This window comes from Rhodoferax sp. (assembly GCF_011391645.1).
Lineage (GTDB): Bacteria > Pseudomonadota > Gammaproteobacteria > Burkholderiales > Burkholderiaceae_C > Rhodoferax.
The window spans coordinates 1-17425 of the sequence record NZ_JAABQC010000003.1 but is presented as its reverse complement, the minus strand read 5'-3'; the positions used below and the strand labels follow the sequence as shown (position 1 = coordinate 17425).

Sequence of the window (17425 nt, the reverse complement as noted above, 5' to 3'; positions counted from 1 at the left end):
ATTTTCGCTGTTCTCAAGATTCGATCTGGTCCAGCCGGTCATTGACATCTGCGGCAAAGCGCTCGATGAACATCAGCGCCCTGACCTGCGCCACGGCGGCTGCATAGTCGTGCGACTGGTCCAGCAGCTGTTCTATTTTATGAAGCACGTCGCGCTCGGCCTGGCGGCACTGCTGGCCGATCTGCTCAAGGTCCGGTGCACCCTGCGCCTCGTCAAGCTCTTCGCGCCACTGCATTTGCTGCATCAGGAACGAAGCGGGCATGGCGGTGTTGTTTTCAGCATTGACTGGCGCGCCGTGCAGTTCGCACAGGTAGGCGGCTCGTTTGAGAGGGTTTTTCAGGCGCTGGTAAGCCTCATTGATGCGCACCGACCACTGCATGGCGATGCGCTGGGCCGCAGCGCCCTGGGCACTGAACTTGTCGGGGTGGGCCTGACGCTGCAGGTCTTTCCAGAGTGCATCGAGCACCGCGCGGTCCTGGGCAAAGCGCCGCTCAAGCCCGAACAGCTCGAAATCGTCAGACTGGAGGTTCACACGCGAAACGATTCACCACAACCGCAGCGGTCACGCTCTTTTGGGTTGTTGAACTTGAAACCTTCGTTGAGCCCTTCGCGCACAAAATCAAGCTCGGTGCCGTCCAGATAGGCAAAACTTTTTGGGTCAACCAGCACCTTGACACCAAAGCCTTCAAACACCATGTCTTCCTGGCCGATGTCGTCGACATATTCCAGCTTGTAGGCCATGCCGGAGCACCCGGTTGTTTTGACACCCAGTCGCACGCCCACACCCTGGCCGCGTTTGGTCAGGTAGCGGGTGATGTGCCGGGCAGCGGCATCGGTCAGCGTCACAGCCATGATGAACTAATAGGTTTTGTTTATGTGGATTGCGCTTCGGCGTGCTTTTGGCGGTAGTCGTTGACGGCCGCCTTGATGGCATCTTCAGCCAGGATAGAACAGTGGATTTTGACAGGTGGAAGGGCCAATTCTTCAGCGATTTCGCTGTTTTTTAGCGCAGCCGCCTGATCCAGCGTCTTGCCCTTGACCCATTCGGTTACCAGCGACGACGAGGCAATGGCCGAGCCGCAACCATAGGTTTTGAAGCGCGCGTCTTCGATCACGCCGGTTTCGGGGTTGACTTTGATCTGCAATTTCATCACGTCGCCGCACGCCGGCGCGCCGACCATGCCGGTGCCCACAGAGTCGTCACCCTTGTCAAAGGAGCCCACGTTGCGGGGGTTTTCGTAGTGATCTACAACTTTTTCTGAATATGCCATTTTGTTTCTCCTTGATTGCTAAGGTTCAGTGGGCAGCCCACTGAATCGTGGAAATATCAATACCGTCTTTGTACATGTCCCACAGCGGGCTAAGTTCGCGCAGGCGCGCCACGTTTTCCTTGATGGTGGCTATGGCATAGTCAATCTCTTCTTCGGTGGTCCAGCGCCCAATGGTCATGCGCAGGCTGCTGTGCGCCAACTCGTCGCTGCGGCCCAGGGCGCGCAGCACATAGCTGGGCTCCAGACTGGCCGAGGTGCAGGCCGAGCCGCTTGACACCGCCAGGCCCTTGATCCCCATGATCAGCGATTCGCCTTCGACGTAGTTGAAGCTCATGTTCAGGTTGTGCGGCACACGCTGCGTCAGATGGCCGTTGATGAACACCTGCTCAATGCCTTCAAGGCCGGCAATCATGCGGTCGTGCAGCGCCTGCACCTTGACCAGTTCCGCAGCCATTTCTTCTTTGGCAATGCGGTAGGCCTCGCCCATGCCGACGATCTGGTGCGTGGGCAGTGTGCCGGAGCGCATACCGCGCTCATGGCCACCGCCGTGCATCTGGGCTTCCAGGCGGATGCGGGGCTTGCGCCGCACAAACAGCGCACCAATGCCCTTGGGGCCGTAGGTTTTGTGCGAGGTGAGGCTCATCAGGTCGATGGGCATTTTGCTGATGTCAAAAGCCACGCGGCCAGTGGCCTGGGCGGCATCCACATGGAACACCACACCCTTTTCGCGGCAAATGGCGCCAATGGCGGCCACATCCTGGATGACGCCGATTTCGTTGTTGACGTACATCACGCTGGCCAGAATGGTGTCGGGGCGGATGGCAGCCTTGAAGGCGTCCAGATTGACCAGGCCGTCGGGTTGCACCTCAAGGTAAGTTACCTCAAAGCCCTGGCGCTCCAGTTCGCGGCAGGTGTCGAGCACCGCCTTGTGCTCTGTCTTGACCGTGATGATGTGCTTGCCCTTGGACTGGTAAAAGTGCGCTGCGCCCTTGATGCCAAGGTTGTTGGACTCGGTGGCGCCGGAGGTCCAGACGATCTCGCGCGGGTCGGCGCCAATCAGGGCGGCCACCTGTTCACGGGCGTTTTCAACGGCGGCCTCGGCCTCCCAGCCCCAGGCGTGACTGCGTGACGCCGGGTTGCCAAAGTGGCTTCTGAGCCAGGGAATCATGGCATCCACCACCCGCTGGTCACAGGGGTTGGTGGCGCTGTAGTCCATGTAAATGGGAAAGTGCGGGGTGCTGTCCATGTTTGGGATTTCTTGTCAGGTTTGTGGATTACATCTTGGCGTAGCTGTTGCCCAGCGCAAACACCGAATTGGGCGCGTTGACGCGAATCGGCTGCATCACCGGCATGCTGGAAATGGCGCGCTTGAGCGTGGGCTTTTCTTCCATCTGAAAGCCCTTGGCCAATTGTTCGTCAACCAGCTTTTGCAGGCTGACCGAGTCCAGAAACTCGACCATTTTGACGTTCAACGAGGCCCACAGCTCGTGCGTCATGCAGCGCGCGCCCTCGCCCAGGCAGTTTTCCTTGCCGCCGCACTGGGTGGCGTCAAGGGGCTCGTCCACCGACGTGATGATCTCGGCAACGGTGATGTCGGCTGGTGAGCGCGCCAGTGTGTAGCCGCCGCCGGGGCCGCGGGTGGATTCCACCAGCGCATTGCGACGCAACTTGCCGAACAGTTGCTCCAGGTAAGAAAGGGAAATTTGTTGACGCTGGCTGATGGCAGCCAGTGTGACTGGGCCAGCCGATTGGCGCAGGCCCAGATCAATCATTGCAGTGACCGCAAAACGGCCTTTGGTAGTCAAACGCATGGCAACTCTCCTGTTGTTTCGTTATCGATTAAATTGATGTTTAACTGTGATAACGGAACAAAGTATAACCAAAAACCTAGCGTTTTACTCGGGTAACTAGACTGATCAGTAATTTAATAAGGTTATTTTCCCGCCACCAATGCCAACACGTTGTCGTGGCCTCCGGCGCCAAAGGCCTGCTCCTTCAAAATGGCCAATTGATCCCGCACCCGCGCGGCTTTTTCAAACTCCAGGTTGCGGGCATGTTCCATCATGAGTTTTTCCAGGCGCTTGATCTCGCGCGAGATGTCTTTCTCGCTCATGTCTTCCACCTGGGCGCGCTGCATGGCATCGCGCTCCAGCTTCTCGGCTTCCTTGCCGGCCTTTTCGCTGTAGACCCCGTCGATCAGGTCGCGCACCTCCTTGACAATGCTGCGCGGCGTGATGCCATGCGCCAGGTTGTGCGCCACCTGCTTGACACGCCGGCGCTGGGTTTCGTCAATGGCTTTGCGCATGGATTCGGTGACCTTGTCAGCGTACAAGATGGCCCGCCCTTCCAGGTTGCGGGCGGCGCGACCAATGGTCTGGATCAGGGAGCGCTCGGAGCGCAAAAAACCTTCCTTGTCGGCGTCCAAAATCGCCACCAGTGACACCTCGGGAATATCAAGGCCTTCGCGCAGCAGGTTGATGCCCACCAACACGTCAAAGGCGCCCAGGCGCAGGTCGCGCAAAATCTCGACCCGCTCCACAGTGTCGATGTCGCTGTGCAGGTAGCGCACCTTGACGCCGTTGTCGCTCAAATAATCGGTCAGCTGCTCGGCCATGCGCTTGGTCAGCGTGGTGATCAGCACCCGCTCGTGTTTGTCGACGCGGATGCGGATCTCCTGCAGCACGTCGTCCACCTGGCTGGTGGCCGGGCGCACCTCCACCTCGGGATCCACCAGCCCGGTGGGGCGCACCAGTTGCTCCACCACCTGGCCGGTATGGTCTTTTTCCCACTGGGCCGGCGTGGCCGAAACAAAAATGGCCTGGCGCATCTTGGTCTCGAACTCCTCGAACTTGAGCGGCCGGTTGTCCAGCGCGCTGGGCAGCCGAAAACCGTATTCGACCAGCGTGGTCTTGCGCGAACGGTCGCCGTTGTACATGCCGCCAAACTGGCCGATCAGCACGTGCGACTCGTCCAGAAACATGACCGCGTCCTTGGGCAGGTAGTCGGTCAGCGTGGCGGGCGGCGCGCCGGGTGGCGATCCGCTCAGGTGGCGTGAATAGTTTTCGATGCCCTTGCAGTGCCCGACCTCGCTGAGCATTTCCAGGTCAAACCGGGTGCGCTGCTCAATGCGCTGGGCTTCCACCAGCTTGCCTTGTGACACAAATTCCTTGATGCGATCAGCCAGCTCAAGTTTGATCGCTTCCACCGCACTCAACACCTGCTCACGCGGCGTGACGTAATGGCTGCTGGGGTAAACGGTAAAACGCGGAATCTTCTGGCGGATGCGCCCGGTCAGCGGGTCAAACAGCTGCAAGCTTTCAATTTCGTCGTCAAACAACTCAACGCGGATGGCCATCTCACTGTGTTCGGCCGGAAAGATATCGATGGTGTCGCCGCGCACCCGAAAGGCCCCGCGCGAAAAATCGACGTCGTTGCGCTGGTACTGCATCCGCACCAGCTGCGCAATCATGTCGCGCTGGCCCATTTTGTCGCCCGCGCGCAGCGTCATCACCATCTTGTGATAGGCCTCGGGCTGGCCAATGCCGTAGATGGCCGACACGGTGGCCACAATCACCACGTCGCGGCGCTCCAGCACGCTCTTGGTACAAGACAGGCGCATCTGCTCGATGTGCTCGTTGATCGCAGAGTCCTTCTCGATGAACAGGTCGCGCTGTGGCACATAGGCCTCTGGCTGGTAATAGTCGTAATAGCTGACAAAGTACTCAACGGCGTTTTTCGGAAAGAATTCGCGGAACTCGCTGTAGAGCTGCGCCGCCAGCGTCTTGTTGGGCGCAAACACGATGGCTGGCCGCCCCAGGCGCGCAATCACATTGGCCATGGTGAAGGTCTTGCCCGAGCCCGTCACACCCAGCAGGGTCTGGAACACCTCGCCGTCGTTGACACCTTCCACAAGCTGATTGATGGCCTCGGGCTGGTCGCCGGCGGGCGGATAGGGCTGGTACAGCTCAAAGGACGAGTCGGGATAACGCACAAACGTGCCGGGGCGCAGACGCTCGGAAGCGTCGCTCACGGCCAGGGACAAGGGTTCAGACATTCAGGACAAGCTCAAAAATTCAAATCAGAGTGCATGTTATCCAATGCACTCTTAAGCCAGCTCAAAGCCGAATTCAAACCCTGACTTCAGCGGACAGCACCTTAGGCTGCGGCCAGCTCGGGCTGGCCAATTCGTGGCAGGCGCTCAGGGCTTGGCCGCGGCCGCGACTTTGGCGACCTCGGAATTGAAGTTGTGCACGCCGTTCATTACAGCGGCGGCAAACTCCTCACGGTTGATGGTCAGTTCGTAATTTGTAACGCTGCGCTGTATGTTGCCACCGCCGAATACGCTGAGTGCGCTGCTCAGCGCGTTTGCGGTAGTTGGCGAGGCGTCGGCACCTGCGGACAGTTCACCGACTTTTTCACCGACATTGATGACGGCTTTAGTGGTAGCAACACCGGGAATGCCGCGCATCATGCGAGAGACCGGCTGTCCTAACCAAGTCACCCGTGCCTGAGCCATGTTCATGCCATGCACCACGTGGGTCGTCGCCGAAACGGAGCTGTACCCGCGACTGCCCTCGGCCCAGGATTGTGGTGCGTGAAACACATACTGCGGAATCAACAGCGTGGCATCGGGGATACGGTTCTTGCCGCCAGAGATAAATTCACTGAACTGACCACCAACCAGCGAGCTCTTGAACATCTGCGCGTCGGTCGGGGCGACCATGAGGGTATTCAATCCACCTTCCGAGGCGCTTATCGGCCCACTTTCGCGAGCCGCATTGCGGAAGAGATCGCGATCCATGACGTCGGCATAAGTCAACACGGTATAACCCGCCGCACGCAATTGCGCGACCAGGTTGTCCTGAGCTGCCTTCGCCAAAAGCTGGGCATAGGCCTTGTCGAGGCCCTTCACCTTGAAGTTGGCGGCAGCCTGTGCGCTCGCATTGCCTCGCTGCAGCAACCCCGATTGTTTAGCGGCGGAAACGCGTCCGTCAGTGACCAGCGTGACGTAAGTGGTGGGAACAATTAAGGTTTTGTTCGAGCTGAGCAAGTCCTCGGGATTAATGGCTTCTACAGCTACCGGCATGGGTACGGCCCGCTTGCCAGCCAGCGTTTCCGGGCTGGCCTGAGTCACCGGCGCAGGGGCAGGCGCAGCTGTCAGCGGCGTCGTTGTGCCAATGGACGCATTGGGTGTCTTCGGTGCTGCGGAGGGGTCGCTAGCGGAGCAGCCCTTGGCAAGAAATACCGAGGTGAGGTGCTCCTTGCGGCCCATGGCTTGCTTCTCGCGCTCAGCAGCCTGAGCCGCGCCCTGTTGGCCCTGCTGTTCGGCGACACCGGCTGCAGTCTTGCTGGCGACGGTGCCAAACAGGTGACCACCGAGCCCGCCGAGGGCGCCGAAGATGCCGGTCCGGCTGGCGACTTCGGCGGCGACACCGGCAGCCTGCCCGGCTGTGGCAGTCGTTTGACTGCTGGATTGGGCCTGTTTGGCTTCGGCAATCACCTTGTCCATGCCACCCCGCTCATCGAAGATTTGCTGACAGCTCAGGTCATTGTCAGTGATCCGGACCATTTCGATCGGTTCCAGAGTCTGCGCGTGTGCGGTCGCAATGAAGAGGGCGGGCAGTACCAAGGTGCTGACATAACGCATTGGTTTCTCCAGATGAATGAGGTCTAAAAATTTTATCCAAAAATCAGCCATTCAAATCTGGACACCCCGTCATGCCTGCGCACCCAACCAGCGTTCCACATCGGCCGGGTCATGATACGTGCGCACCTCGGCAAAGGCCGTTTGGGCTTCCGGATAAACCCGTCGCAACAGGTTGAGCCACTGCTTGAGGCGCCCGGTTTGCTGGTCGCGCTCCAGGTGGGCGCAGACCAGACGCCAGAATTCAGCGATCAGCACCATCAGCTGCGGCCAGCTCAGGCTTGCCGACTCAGAGTCGCTCCCCAAAGCTGCCCGAATGCCGCGTGCCAGTGCCGGGTTGGCCACCATGCCGCGCCCCAGCATCAGGCTCTGGCAGCCCGACACCTCTTGGCAGCGCAAGGCGTCAGCAACCGTCCAGATTTCGCCATTGGCTACTAACGGCAAGCGCACCACCTGGCGGATGTCGGCAATACGCTCCCAATAGGCCGGTGGCCGGTATCCGTCGGCCTTGGTGCGCGCATGCACGACCAGTTCGGACGCGCCACCAGCCTCGAGCGCCAGAGCGCAGGCTTCGGCGCGGAGATCGTCATGCAGGCCGAGCCGCATCTTGGCCGACACCGGCAAGTGCGGCGGCACGGCCCGCCGCACGGCCGACACAATCTGGAACAGCAGTTCAGGCTCTTCAAGCAGGGCCGAACCGCCGCGATGCCGGTTCACCACCGGCGACGGACAGCCAAAATTCAAATCAATGCCCTCGGCCCCCATGCCGGCCAGTCGCGCCGCGTTGTCGGCCAGGCAAGCCACATCCGAGCCCAGCAACTGCGGCCGCACCGGCACGCCCGATGCGGTCTTGCAGCCCTGCAGCAGTTCCGGCACATAGCGCAAAAAAACGCGCTCGGGAAAGAGCGTGCCGGTGACCCGGATGAACTCCGACACACACCGGTCAACCCCGCCCACCCGCGTCAGGATGTCGCGCAGGACAAAGTCGAGCAAGCCCTCCATGGGGGCGAGAAGCAGGGTGGGTCGGGTCACGGGCAGGTCAGCGGTTAAGGTGCAATAGGGCCTGAATTGTCGGGCTCTTGGCTTCGTTTTGACAGAATCGGAGCCAAACCCTACAGTCACCCCTTTTTAAACACAAACGGAAATCCGCTCATGGCCATCATTGTCAACATCGATCTGGGTTACGAATTTGCCGTCAAGGCCGACTACACCACTTGCTTTGACACCCTGTCTGACGTGCCGAAGTCGGCCAGTTTCTTTCCCAAGGTAGACCAGTTGGTGGATCTGGGCGATGGCGTTTACCGCTGGGAAATGGCCAAGATCGGCATTGCCCAGATCAGTCTGCAAACCATTTACGCCTCCAAATATGTGTCCAACAAGGCCAAGGGCAGCGTGGTGTGGACCCCCGTGGCGGGCGAAGGCAACGCGCTGGTGTCAGGCTCCTGGCAAATCACCGACAAGAAAAAGTCCACCCATCTGGTGCTCAAGCTCCAAGGCGAGCTCACCCTGCCCCTGCCGGGCCTGATGAAAAAAATGATCGCCCCGTTGGTCGAATCCGAGTTCGAGAAACTGGTGGAGCAATATATCGACAACCTCACCCTGCACTTTGGCGGCGAGGTTTAACCATCCAGCTGGCCTTCCCATGCCTGAGAGCAGCTACTTTTACGAGCCCCGGCTGGGCCATGGCCTGCCGCATGACCCGTTCAATGCCATCGTCGGGCCGCGTCCGATTGGCTGGATTTCAACCCGCAGCGCGCAGGGCGGGCTCAATGCCGCGCCCTACAGCTTTTTCAACGCCTTCAACTACACGCCGCCCATCGTCGGATTTGCCAGCATCGGCTACAAGGACTCGGTGCGCAACATCGAGCAAACTGGCGAGTTTGTCTGGAACCTGGTGACGCGGCCGCTGGCCGAGGCGATGAACCAGACCTGTGCCGCCGTTCTGCCTGAGGTCAGTGAGTTCGATCTGGCGGGCTTGACACCGGTGGCATCGCGCCTGGTGGCACCGCCGCGCATTGCCGAGAGCCCGGTCAGCTTTGAATGCAAACTCACCCAGCTGGTGCAGTTACAAGACATTTGCGGCCACAAGCTGCCCACCTGGCTGGTGCTGGGCGAAGTGGTGGCAGTGCACATTGCCCAACGCCTGCTGATCGACGGTATGTATGACACCGCGCGGGCCGACCATGTCTTGCGCGGCGGCGGTCCGGCCGACTATTTCACTGTGGGGCCTGAGCAGTTGTTCAGGATGTACCGTCCGCGCGGCTGAAAAACCTGCCCTTGAGCTTCTGCCCCAGGGTCATGACCAGCACGGCCACACCACCGGCCAGCACGCCCAGCAGCATGTTCAGCAGGGTTCCCAGCACCGGCTGCGCCATGCTGCCCGCTGCGGCACTGAGTTGCTCAATACCCTGACCCATGTCATGCCAGCCGTGCGCCAGAATGCCGCCGCCAACCAGAAACATGGCCAGCGTGCCCAGCACGGTCAGGGCTTTCATCAGCAAAGGGGCGGCCAGCAACAAGCCGCGGCCCAGCTTTTGCTGCAGCGCTTGCGCCACGCTGGTTTTGCGCAGGCTCAGGTACAACCCCAGGTCGTCAATCTTGACAATGGCAGCCACCAGGCCATAAACACCGACTGTCATCAACAGCGCCACACCAGCCAGCACGGTGAACTGCGTGACGAACGGGCTGGCCGCCACCGTGCCCAGGGTGATGACGATGATCTCGGTGGACAAAATAAAGTCAGTGCGAATCGCGCCCTTGATCTTGTCTTTCTCCACCGCCACCAGGTCAACCGTGGGGTCGAGCAGGGCATTGACCAGCTGCTCGTGCTCAGCGGCAACTTCAGCAGGTTTGTGCAGCAGCTTGTGCGCGACCTTCTCAAAACCTTCAAAACACAAAAACAGGCCGCCCGCCATCAGCAGCGGCGTGATCGACCATGGCGCAATGGCGCTGAGCAACAGCGCACCGGGCACCAAAATGACTTTGTTGATGAAGGAACCCTTGCACACCGCCCACACCACCGGCAGCTCGCGCTCGGCCTTGACACCGGCCACTTGCTGGGCGTTCAGCGCCAGGTCGTCGCCCAGCACCCCGGCGGTTTTTTTGGCCGCCACCTTGGTCAGCAAGGCCACGTCGTCCAACACCGTGGCGATGTCGTCGAGTAAAACCAACAGACTACTGGCCATGGGCAACCTCTTCAGACTTGAAAAATGGGTAATTCATAAGGACGCATTGTCGCGGCTTTCCCGCTGTCGGCCCGCGCTGATAGGTTGGATAATGGCGCATCGTCATGCCTTCTTGAACGTCATCCCTCCCTGAAAGAGAACCTTTATGCATCGCGTTTGTATCAGCAGCACCGGCCTGTATAACCCGCCAGAAGTCATCACGAATGCCGAATTGGTCGTCGCGTTCAACCAGTTTGCCGATCTGGAAAATGCCGCCCATGCCGGTGAAATTGCAGCCGGAACCCGTGCCGCCGTGCCGTATTCGAGCGTCGAGTTCATCCAGAAGGCTTCCGGGATTCAACAACGTTATGTGGTGGAAAAGTCGGGTGTGCTCGACCCGACCCGCATGCGGCCGCGGCTGCGCATCAGGCCCGACAACGAGGTGTCGCTGATGGCCGAGGTCAGCATTGCCGCCGCCCGGGACGCGCTGGCCCGGGCCGGCAAACAGGCCAGCGATGTCGACGCCGTGATCTGCGCGGCGGCCAACATGCAGCGCCCCTACCCGGCACTGGCAGTGGAAATTCAGAATGGCCTGGGCATCCAGGGCTATGGTTTTGACATGAACGTGGCCTGCTCGTCGGCCACCTTCGGCATCGAGTTGGCGGTCAATGCCGTCAAATGCGGCAGCGCGCGCGCCGTGCTGGTGGTCAACCCCGAGATCACCTCGCCGCACCTGGCCTGGAAAGACCGCGACTGCCATTTCATTTTTGGCGATGTGTGCACCGCCATCCTGATCGAGCGGCTGGACAACGCGCCGGCCGGCGCCTTTGAGGTGCTGGACACCAAGCTGGTCACCTCGTTTTCCAACAACATCCGCAACAACGCGGGCTACATGTGGCGCAGCGAAGACCGCAACCCGGAAGACCGCGACATGCTGTTCTACCAGGAGGGGCGCAAGGTGTTCAAGGAAGTCTGCCCTCTTGCCGCGGAGCACATCAGCAGCCACCTGAGCAAGCTGGGGTTCGCCCCGAGCGATGTGCGCCGCTTCTGGCTGCACCAGGCCAACCTGGCCATGAACCAGCTGATTGGCCGCAAGTTGCTCGGGCACGATGCCAGCGCCGATGAAGCGCCGGTGATCCTGAACGAGTTTGCCAACACCGCGTCGGCAGGCTCGATCATTGCCTTTCACCGCCACCACGACGACTTCAAAACCGGTGATGTGGGTGTGATCTGCTCTTTTGGCGCGGGTTATTCGATTGGCAGCGCGGTGCTGCGGCGCACCTGACTTGATCAGTTCAGGTCGCGCTTGAAGCGTATTTCTTCGACCCGTGTATTGCCCATGGGCACGGTTTTGATGCTGGTCATTTCGCGCTTGAAGCCGGCCATGTCGTAAAAGCGCAGGGCGCGCTCAAACCCCAGCGGCACCCAGGCGCTGACCTTGGTGCAGCCCTCGTAAATCAGGCCTTCACGGGCGGCATCCCACAGTGCCAGGCCAACACCCTGGCCCCACTGCTCAGGCTGCACATACAGCGCCCAGATCTCGCCCATGGTGTTGGGCGTCTTGGGATCGCGCGAGCGGTCAAAGCCGACAAAACCCACCACGGTTGACTTTTGCACCGCCACCAGCACCTGGGGTTCGCTGTACTCAATGGCTTCGCGCCAATACACCAAGCCGTGCTCCGGGGTGCCGGCCACGGGCACGGCCTCGCCGGGAAAAACGGCCTTGAAGGCACCCTGGCCGGAGCGGGTGCGGATTTCGGCAATGGACTTGGCGTCGCGCAGGATGGCGGGACGCACTTCGGTGGGCGTGATCAAAGACATAACAAGCGCCGGGGACGAGCCCGGCCATCAATCAAAATAGGAGCCGCATTGTCGCCGCAAGCGCTCGATGCGGTCTGTGCGCTTCAGTACTTGTAAACGCCCTGCCCCGTTTTGCGTCCCAGGCGGCCGGCGGCCACCATTTCTTTCAGCAAGGGGCAGGCGCGGTACTTGCTGTCGCCGAACTCGCTCAGGTACACCTCCATCACAGCCAGGCAAACGTCCAGCCCGACCATGTCGGCCAGCGCCAGCGGGCCAATCGGCTGGTTGCAGCCCAGCTTCATGCCGGCATCAATGTCCTCGGGCGTGGCCAGGCCCTCGGCCAGCACAAAAAAGGCTTCGTTGATCATCGGCACCAGGATGCGGTTGACGACAAAACCCGGCGCATTCTTGACCGTGATCGGAGTTTTGCCCAGCGCGGTGGCCATGGCGTGCACAGCGGCGTGGGTGGCATCGCTGGTTTGCAGGCCACGAATGATCTCGACCAGCGCCATCATGGGCACCGGGTTGAAGAAATGCATGCCGATGAATTTGTCGGCGCGGGTGGTCACAGCGGCCAGCTTGGTGATAGAAATCGACGAGGTGTTGGAGGCAATGATCACCTCCGGGGCCAGCAAGCCGTCGAGCTGCTTGAGGATCTTGACCTTGAGGTCGTAGCTCTCGGTGGCGGCTTCAATCACCAGTTGCGCGCCTTTAAGGTCGTCATAGCTGCTGCTGCCCTTGATGCGCGCCATGGCGGCGGCTTTGGCATCGGAAGTGATCTTTTCCTTTTTGAGCAAACGGTCCAGGCTGCCCGACACCGTGGCAATGCCCTTGGCCACTGCGGCTTCTGAAATATCGACCATGACCACGTTGATGCCCGACACGGCGCAAGCCTGTGCAATGCCGTTACCCATGGTGCCCGCGCCAATGATGCCGACTGTTGTGATGTTCATCTAGAAAACTCCAAATTTTGAAACACCTGATCTTAACGAGTGAAATTTGCCACATCGAAACTGGCATAATTCTCTTATTAACTCCAAATAAGAAGAAAATATGGAATCATCAGGCAGATTTATACAGCCTCATGCAGGCAGCTTCTTCCTGTTTGGTCCGCGTGGCACAGGCAAGTCGACCTGGTTGCGTGCGCTGCGCGACACCGCAGTCTGGGTCGATTTGCTCGACCCGGAAACTTTCCGCCGATTCCAGGCCAGGCCTGAGCGTTTGCTGGAGCGTATTGCTGCGCAACCTGAAGCCGTGAATGTGGTCATCGACGAAGTGCAGAAGGTACCGGCGCTGCTTGATGTGGTGCACTCGCTGGTGGAGGGCGAGCGGCCATTGCGGTTCATCCTGACCGGCTCCAGCGCCAGAAAGCTGCGCCGCGGTGCCGCCAATCTTTTGGCCGGACGCCTGACCGAATTGCACATGCACCCCTTCATGGCCGCAGAATTGGGCGGCGGCTTCGACCTTCAACGCTCACTTGAGATTGGGCTGGTACCTTTGGTTTGGAGTGCCATTGAGCCCGAAAACACGCTGCGCGCCTATGCCTCGCTCTACCTGCGTGAAGAAGTGCAGGCCGAAGCGTTGGTGCGGGATGTCGGCGCCTTTGCCCGCTTTCTGGAAGCCATCAGCTTTTCGCATGGGTCTTTGCTCAACCTGGCCGAGGTGGCCAGAGAATGCCAGATCGGACGCAAGACGGTAGAGGGTTACTTGAGCATTCTGGAAGACTTGCTGCTGTCGTTTCGCATTCCGGTGTTCACCAAACGCGCCAAACGGCATTTGGTTGCGCATGACAAATTCTTCTTCTTTGATGCGGGTGTCTACCGCTCGATTCGGCCAAAGGGCCCTTTGGACAAGCCCGAAGAAATTGAAGGCATGGCGCTTGAAGGGCTGGTGGCACAGCACCTCAGGGCGTGGGCAAGCTACCACAGCGAGCCTGCCGAACTTTTTTATTGGCGAACAAAGTCAGGCAGTGAAGTTGACTTTGTGTTGTACGGCCCCGGCGTGTTTGTGGCCATCGAGGTCAAGCGTGCCCGCCAGGTGCACTCCACCGACTTGCGGGCCTTGAAAGCTTTCAGCGAAGACTACCCTGAGGCCACGGTTTGCCTGCTGTACATGGGCAATGAAGTGCTCAAAATGGGGGGCGTCATGTGCCTGCCCTGTGATCGCTTTTTGAGAGGCCTTGACCCCCGGCACATACCGCTCGCCAATAGCCATTGATTGACGCGCTCAAGACGCGTGGCAAGCCCGGCCCAACGGATAATCCAGCCACCCTCAACCCAGGAGAAATTCCACATGAATCTCACCGAACAACTGCTGACCGCGCTCAAAAAGCACGGTGCGCGGCAGATTTTTGGCATCCCCGGCGACTTTGCCCTGCCCTATTTCCGCATCATCGAAGAGTCGCAAATCTTGCCGCTCTACACCTTGAGCCACGAGCCCGGTGTGGGTTTTGCCGCTGACGCCTCGGCGCGCATCAACGGCAGCCTGGGCGTTGCCGCGGTCACCTACGGCGCGGGCGCGCTCAACATGATCAATTCGGTGGCGGCCGCCTTTGCCGAAAAGTCGCCGCTGGTGGTGCTCTCGGGCGGGCCGGGCAAGAACGAGTCACGCTCGGGCCTGCTGCTGCACCACCAGGCCAAAACACTCGACAGCCAGTTTCAGATCTTCAAGGAAATCACCTGCGACCAGGTGCGCCTGGACGATGCCGAACGCGCCCCGGCCGACATTGCCCGGGTGCTGGCCAGTTGCCTGCGCCACTCCGAGCCGGTGTACATCGAGATTCCGCGCGACATGGTGGCCGTTCCCTGCGTGGAGGTCGTGCCGGAAGCCGCCTTCAAGGTGGACCCGGATGCGCTGGATGCCTGCGTCGATGAAATCCTGGAGCGCCTGGCCAGCGCCAAATCGCCAGTGCTGATGGCCGGCGTGGAAGTGCGCCGCTACGGCCTGGAGAACAAAGTGGCCACCCTGTCACGCCGCTTGGGGTTGCCGGTGGTGACCAGCTTCATGGGCCGCGGCCTGCTGGCCGACCAGGACGTCCCGCTGGTGGGCACCTACATGGGTGTGGCCGGTTTCCCAGAAGTGACGCAGCTGGTGGAAAGCTCCGACGGCCTGTTTCTGCTGGGCGAGATCATTTGCGACACCAACTTTGCGGTGTCCGAGACCAAGATCGACATGCGCAAGACCATTCAGGCCTTGAACGGCCAGGTCAACATCGGTTACCACACCTACGCCAATCTGCCGCTGGCTGCGGTGGTCAACCGCATGCTGGAACGTGTGCCAGGGCCCGACAAGGCCTTTAGCGTGACGCCGCAAAGTTTTCCCACCGGCTTGACCGAGGACGACCAAAGCATCACGCCGACCGACATTGCCACGGCCGTGAACGACCTCATGGCCAGGCACGGCAAAATGCCGATGGCGTCCGACATGGGCGACTGCCTGTTCACCGCCATGGAGATCAGCCACACCGCGCTGGTGGCGCCCGGCTACTACGCCACCATGGGTTTTGGCGTGCCCGCCGGCCTGGGGCTGCAAGCCGCCACCGGTGAACGCCCGCTGATTCTGGTCGGCGACGGCGCCTTCCAGATGACCGGCTGGGAACTGGGCAACTGCAAACGTTACGGCTGGGACCCGATCGTGCTGCTGTTCAACAACGCCAGTTGGGAAATGCTGCGCACCTTCCAGCCCGAGTCGCACTTCAACGACCTGGGCCACTGGGGTTTTGCCGAGATGGCCGCCGGCCTGGGCGGCGACGGTGTGCGCGTGGGCACCCGGGGCGAATTGAAGCGCGCGCTGGACAAGGCCATGGCCACGCGCGGCAAGTTTCAGCTGATCGAAGTCACCATTCCCAGCGGCGTGCTGTCGACCACGCTGGCCAGGTTTGTGGCCGGGGTGAAACGGCTCAACGCGGTCAAATAAGGACGCAGCGCCTCACACCCAGGCGCATTCACACGTGAAGTGCCGCAAAAATTGCGGCTGCTTGGTGATCCGCACGCCGCGAATGCTGGCGGCCTTTTGCTTGACCTCGTCGATCACCTCGGCCGCATAGTCAAAATGGCTTTGCGTGTACATGCGCCGCGGGAAGGCCAGGCGCACCAGTTCCATGCTGTGGAAGGTTTCGGTGCCATCGGCCAGGCGCTTGCCGAACATCACCGAGCCGATTTCCACACCGCGAATGCCGCCTTCCAGGTACAGCGCGTTGCACAGCGCCCAGGCCGGGTAATGGGCCACTGGCATATTGGGCAGCACGGTGCGGGCATCGATGTAGACCGCATGGCCACCCGTGGGTTTGACAAAACTCACGCCGGCCGCCTCCAGGCGTTCACCTAGGTACTCGGCGGTGCGCAGGCGGTAACGCAGGTAGTCTTCCTGCATGCCTTCCTCCAGGCCCACGGCCAGCGCTTCAAGGTCGCGCCCGGCCAGGCCGCCGTAGGTGGGAAAGCCCTCGGTCATGATCAGCACATTGCGCACCGCGTCCATCCATTCTTCGCTGCGCAGCACGATGAAACCGCCAATGTTGACCATGCCGTCCTTTTTGGCGCTCATGGTGGCGCCGTCGGCATAAGAAAACATCTCTTGCACGATGGCTTTGATGGGTGTGTTCTCGTAGCCCGGCTCGCGCATCTTGATGAACATGGCGTTTTCTGAAAAACGGCAGACATCCATGATGAAGGGTTTGCCATGGTCTTTAAGCAGCTTGGCGTAGGCGCGGATGTTGGCCATCGACACCGGCTGGCCGCCGCCGGTGTTGTTGGTCACGGTGACCATGCCAAACGGAATCTGGTCGGCCTGGTCCTTAAGCAGCGCCGCCACCCGCGCCAGGTCAATATTGCCCTTGAACGGATGGAGCGTGGCGGGCTGCAGACCCTCGGGAATCACCAGGTCCAGCGCCTGCACGCCGAGGTATTCGAGGTTGGCGCGGGTGGTGTCGAAGTGGCAGTTGTTGGGCACCACATCGCCCTTTTTGCACACCGCCGTGAACAGCACTTTTTCTGCGGCCCGGCCCTGGTGTGTGGGCACAAAAAACTGCATGCCGGTGATGTCCTGAATGACTTTTTCCAGCCGGTAAAAGCTTCGCGCGCCGGCATAACTTTCATCGCCTTCCATGATGGCGCCCCACTGTTTTGATGACATGGCGCCGGTACCGGAGTCGGTCAGCCAGTCAATCAGCACGTCTTCGGCGTGTAACTTGAACACATTGAGTTTGGCGGCTTCCAGCAGTTGCTCGCGCTCTGCGCGCGTGGTCATACGGATGGGCTCGACACTTTTGATGCGAAACGGCTCGATCAGGGTTTTGGGCATGGTGTGTCCTTGCAGGATTTCAAAAACAAGAAGGTAGCACCGCCCGATAGACTGTGGTGTCGGTTATTTCCAACATCGGCCATCCTTCGATGCGAGTCCGTGCGGAGAATGAAATCGTACCGTCCTGAACCGCCCTGAACCCAACGCGCGTCCTGCACGCCAATGACGCGTCACTTGGCACGAAATCGCGCATCCATGATTTCTATCAATTTGCCACGACCTCTGACCAACAATACTGCCCAAAAGTC

Annotated in this window: 17 protein-coding genes; 5 read left to right on the top strand and 12 right to left on the bottom strand. The window is 60.3% G+C overall.

Features of this window, described 5'->3' with window-relative positions; translation table 11 throughout:
- Window positions 1-13: 13 nt before the first annotated feature.
- The 8 genes from hscB to GPS82_RS00830 form a co-directional block, all read right to left on the bottom strand.
- Window positions 14-532: a Fe-S protein assembly co-chaperone HscB gene (gene hscB / locus GPS82_RS00865; RefSeq protein ID WP_296490183.1), complete on the bottom strand. Its 519-nt coding sequence runs from the start codon at window positions 530-532 to the stop codon at window positions 14-16.
- Complete coding sequence (iscA, locus tag GPS82_RS00860; protein WP_296490182.1) at window positions 529-852, bottom strand: iron-sulfur cluster assembly protein IscA; 324 nt, start codon at window positions 850-852, stop codon at window positions 529-531. The genes hscB and iscA overlap by 4 nt, the downstream gene beginning before the upstream one ends.
- 20 nt (window positions 853-872) lie before the next feature.
- Window positions 873-1271, bottom strand: coding sequence for a Fe-S cluster assembly scaffold IscU (iscU, locus tag GPS82_RS00855; RefSeq protein WP_296490181.1), 399 nt, complete (start codon window positions 1269-1271; stop codon window positions 873-875).
- Between the two features lie 25 nt (window positions 1272-1296).
- Entirely contained in the window at window positions 1297-2517 is a 1221-nt protein-coding gene (locus tag GPS82_RS00850; protein WP_296490180.1) for an IscS subfamily cysteine desulfurase, read from the bottom strand.
- A gap of 28 nt (window positions 2518-2545) precedes the next feature.
- Window positions 2546-3082 (bottom strand): Fe-S cluster assembly transcription factor, encoded by a 537-nt coding sequence (locus GPS82_RS00845; protein WP_296490179.1) that lies wholly within the window; start codon window positions 3080-3082, stop codon window positions 2546-2548.
- Between the two features lie 122 nt (window positions 3083-3204).
- A complete protein-coding gene (uvrB, locus tag GPS82_RS00840) occupies window positions 3205-5325 on the bottom strand; it encodes an excinuclease ABC subunit UvrB (RefSeq protein WP_296490178.1) in 2121 nt (706 codons plus the stop codon).
- 144 nt (window positions 5326-5469) lie between these two features.
- Complete coding sequence (locus GPS82_RS00835) at window positions 5470-6918, bottom strand: hypothetical protein (RefSeq protein ID WP_296490177.1); 1449 nt, start codon at window positions 6916-6918, stop codon at window positions 5470-5472.
- Between the two features lie 69 nt (window positions 6919-6987).
- Complete coding sequence (locus tag GPS82_RS00830; RefSeq protein ID WP_296490229.1) at window positions 6988-7917, bottom strand: tRNA-dihydrouridine synthase; 930 nt, start codon at window positions 7915-7917, stop codon at window positions 6988-6990.
- A gap of 150 nt (window positions 7918-8067) precedes the next feature.
- On the opposite strand from GPS82_RS00830, the gene GPS82_RS00825 reads away from it, so the two are divergent.
- Window positions 8068-8538 carry an SRPBCC family protein gene (locus GPS82_RS00825; RefSeq protein ID WP_296490176.1) on the top strand — a complete coding sequence of 157 codons (471 nt, stop codon included), beginning with the start codon at window positions 8068-8070 and terminating at the stop codon, window positions 8536-8538.
- Between the two features lie 19 nt (window positions 8539-8557).
- Window positions 8558-9181 carry a flavin reductase family protein gene (locus GPS82_RS00820; RefSeq protein ID WP_296490175.1) on the top strand — a complete coding sequence of 208 codons (624 nt, stop codon included), beginning with the start codon at window positions 8558-8560 and terminating at the stop codon, window positions 9179-9181.
- Here the strand turns inward: GPS82_RS00820 and GPS82_RS00815 are convergent.
- On the bottom strand, window positions 9156-10100 hold the full coding sequence (locus GPS82_RS00815) for a DUF808 domain-containing protein (protein WP_296490174.1): 945 nt from the start codon (window positions 10098-10100) through the stop codon (window positions 9156-9158). The genes GPS82_RS00820 and GPS82_RS00815 overlap by 26 nt on opposite strands.
- Before the next feature lie 145 nt (window positions 10101-10245).
- Between GPS82_RS00815 and GPS82_RS00810 the strand changes: the two genes are divergently transcribed.
- Window positions 10246-11364, top strand: coding sequence for a beta-ketoacyl-ACP synthase III (locus GPS82_RS00810; RefSeq protein ID WP_296490173.1), 1119 nt, complete (start codon window positions 10246-10248; stop codon window positions 11362-11364).
- Between the two features lie 5 nt (window positions 11365-11369).
- Here GPS82_RS00810 and GPS82_RS00805 read toward each other — a convergent pair whose 3' ends face one another.
- Together GPS82_RS00805 and GPS82_RS00800 are read right to left on the bottom strand one after the other, a co-directional pair.
- Window positions 11370-11900, bottom strand: a complete 531-nt coding sequence (locus GPS82_RS00805; RefSeq protein WP_296490172.1) for a GNAT family N-acetyltransferase — start codon at window positions 11898-11900, stop codon at window positions 11370-11372.
- Window positions 11901-11983: 83 nt separating this feature from the next.
- Window positions 11984-12832 (bottom strand): 3-hydroxybutyryl-CoA dehydrogenase, encoded by an 849-nt coding sequence (locus tag GPS82_RS00800; protein WP_296490171.1) that lies wholly within the window; start codon window positions 12830-12832, stop codon window positions 11984-11986.
- A 100-nt stretch (window positions 12833-12932) separates the two neighbouring features.
- Between GPS82_RS00800 and GPS82_RS00795 the strand changes: the two genes are divergently transcribed.
- Window positions 12933-14096, top strand: a complete 1164-nt coding sequence (locus GPS82_RS00795) for an AAA family ATPase (RefSeq protein ID WP_296490170.1) — start codon at window positions 12933-12935, stop codon at window positions 14094-14096.
- Between the two features lie 75 nt (window positions 14097-14171).
- Complete coding sequence (gene ipdC / locus GPS82_RS00790) at window positions 14172-15794, top strand: indolepyruvate/phenylpyruvate decarboxylase (protein ID WP_296490169.1); 1623 nt, start codon at window positions 14172-14174, stop codon at window positions 15792-15794.
- 12 nt (window positions 15795-15806) lie between these two features.
- On the opposite strand, the gene GPS82_RS00785 is transcribed toward ipdC, so the two are convergent.
- Window positions 15807-17177, bottom strand: coding sequence for a tryptophanase (locus GPS82_RS00785; RefSeq protein WP_296490168.1), 1371 nt, complete (start codon window positions 17175-17177; stop codon window positions 15807-15809).
- Between the last annotated feature and the right edge of the window lie 248 nt (window positions 17178-17425).

What these genes read in the sequence shown, in the direction of transcription:
- iscA (WP_296490182.1), bottom strand. Translation starts at nt 852, where the DNA reads ATGGCTGTGACGCTGACCGATGCCGCTGCCCGGCACATCACCCGCTAC.
- iscU (WP_296490181.1), bottom strand. Translation starts at nt 1,271, where the DNA reads ATGGCATATTCAGAAAAAGTTGTAGATCACTACGAAAACCCCCGCAAC.
- GPS82_RS00850 (WP_296490180.1), bottom strand. Translation starts at nt 2,517, where the DNA reads ATGGACAGCACCCCGCACTTTCCCATTTACATGGACTACAGCGCCACC.
- GPS82_RS00845 (WP_296490179.1), bottom strand. Translation starts at nt 3,082, where the DNA reads ATGCGTTTGACTACCAAAGGCCGTTTTGCGGTCACTGCAATGATTGAT.
- uvrB (WP_296490178.1), bottom strand. Translation starts at nt 5,325, where the DNA reads ATGTCTGAACCCTTGTCCCTGGCCGTGAGCGACGCTTCCGAGCGTCTG.
- GPS82_RS00835 (WP_296490177.1), bottom strand. Translation starts at nt 6,918, where the DNA reads ATGCGTTATGTCAGCACCTTGGTACTGCCCGCCCTCTTCATTGCGACC.
- GPS82_RS00830 (WP_296490229.1), bottom strand. Translation starts at nt 7,917, where the DNA reads ATGGAGGGCTTGCTCGACTTTGTCCTGCGCGACATCCTGACGCGGGTG.
- GPS82_RS00825 (WP_296490176.1), top strand. Translation starts at nt 8,068, where the DNA reads ATGGCCATCATTGTCAACATCGATCTGGGTTACGAATTTGCCGTCAAG.
- GPS82_RS00820 (WP_296490175.1), top strand. Translation starts at nt 8,558, where the DNA reads ATGCCTGAGAGCAGCTACTTTTACGAGCCCCGGCTGGGCCATGGCCTG.
- GPS82_RS00815 (WP_296490174.1), bottom strand. Translation starts at nt 10,100, where the DNA reads ATGGCCAGTAGTCTGTTGGTTTTACTCGACGACATCGCCACGGTGTTG.
- GPS82_RS00810 (WP_296490173.1), top strand. Translation starts at nt 10,246, where the DNA reads ATGCATCGCGTTTGTATCAGCAGCACCGGCCTGTATAACCCGCCAGAA.
- GPS82_RS00805 (WP_296490172.1), bottom strand. Translation starts at nt 11,900, where the DNA reads ATGTCTTTGATCACGCCCACCGAAGTGCGTCCCGCCATCCTGCGCGAC.
- GPS82_RS00800 (WP_296490171.1), bottom strand. Translation starts at nt 12,832, where the DNA reads ATGAACATCACAACAGTCGGCATCATTGGCGCGGGCACCATGGGTAAC.
- GPS82_RS00795 (WP_296490170.1), top strand. Translation starts at nt 12,933, where the DNA reads ATGGAATCATCAGGCAGATTTATACAGCCTCATGCAGGCAGCTTCTTC.
- ipdC (WP_296490169.1), top strand. Translation starts at nt 14,172, where the DNA reads ATGAATCTCACCGAACAACTGCTGACCGCGCTCAAAAAGCACGGTGCG.
- GPS82_RS00785 (WP_296490168.1), bottom strand. Translation starts at nt 17,177, where the DNA reads ATGCCCAAAACCCTGATCGAGCCGTTTCGCATCAAAAGTGTCGAGCCC.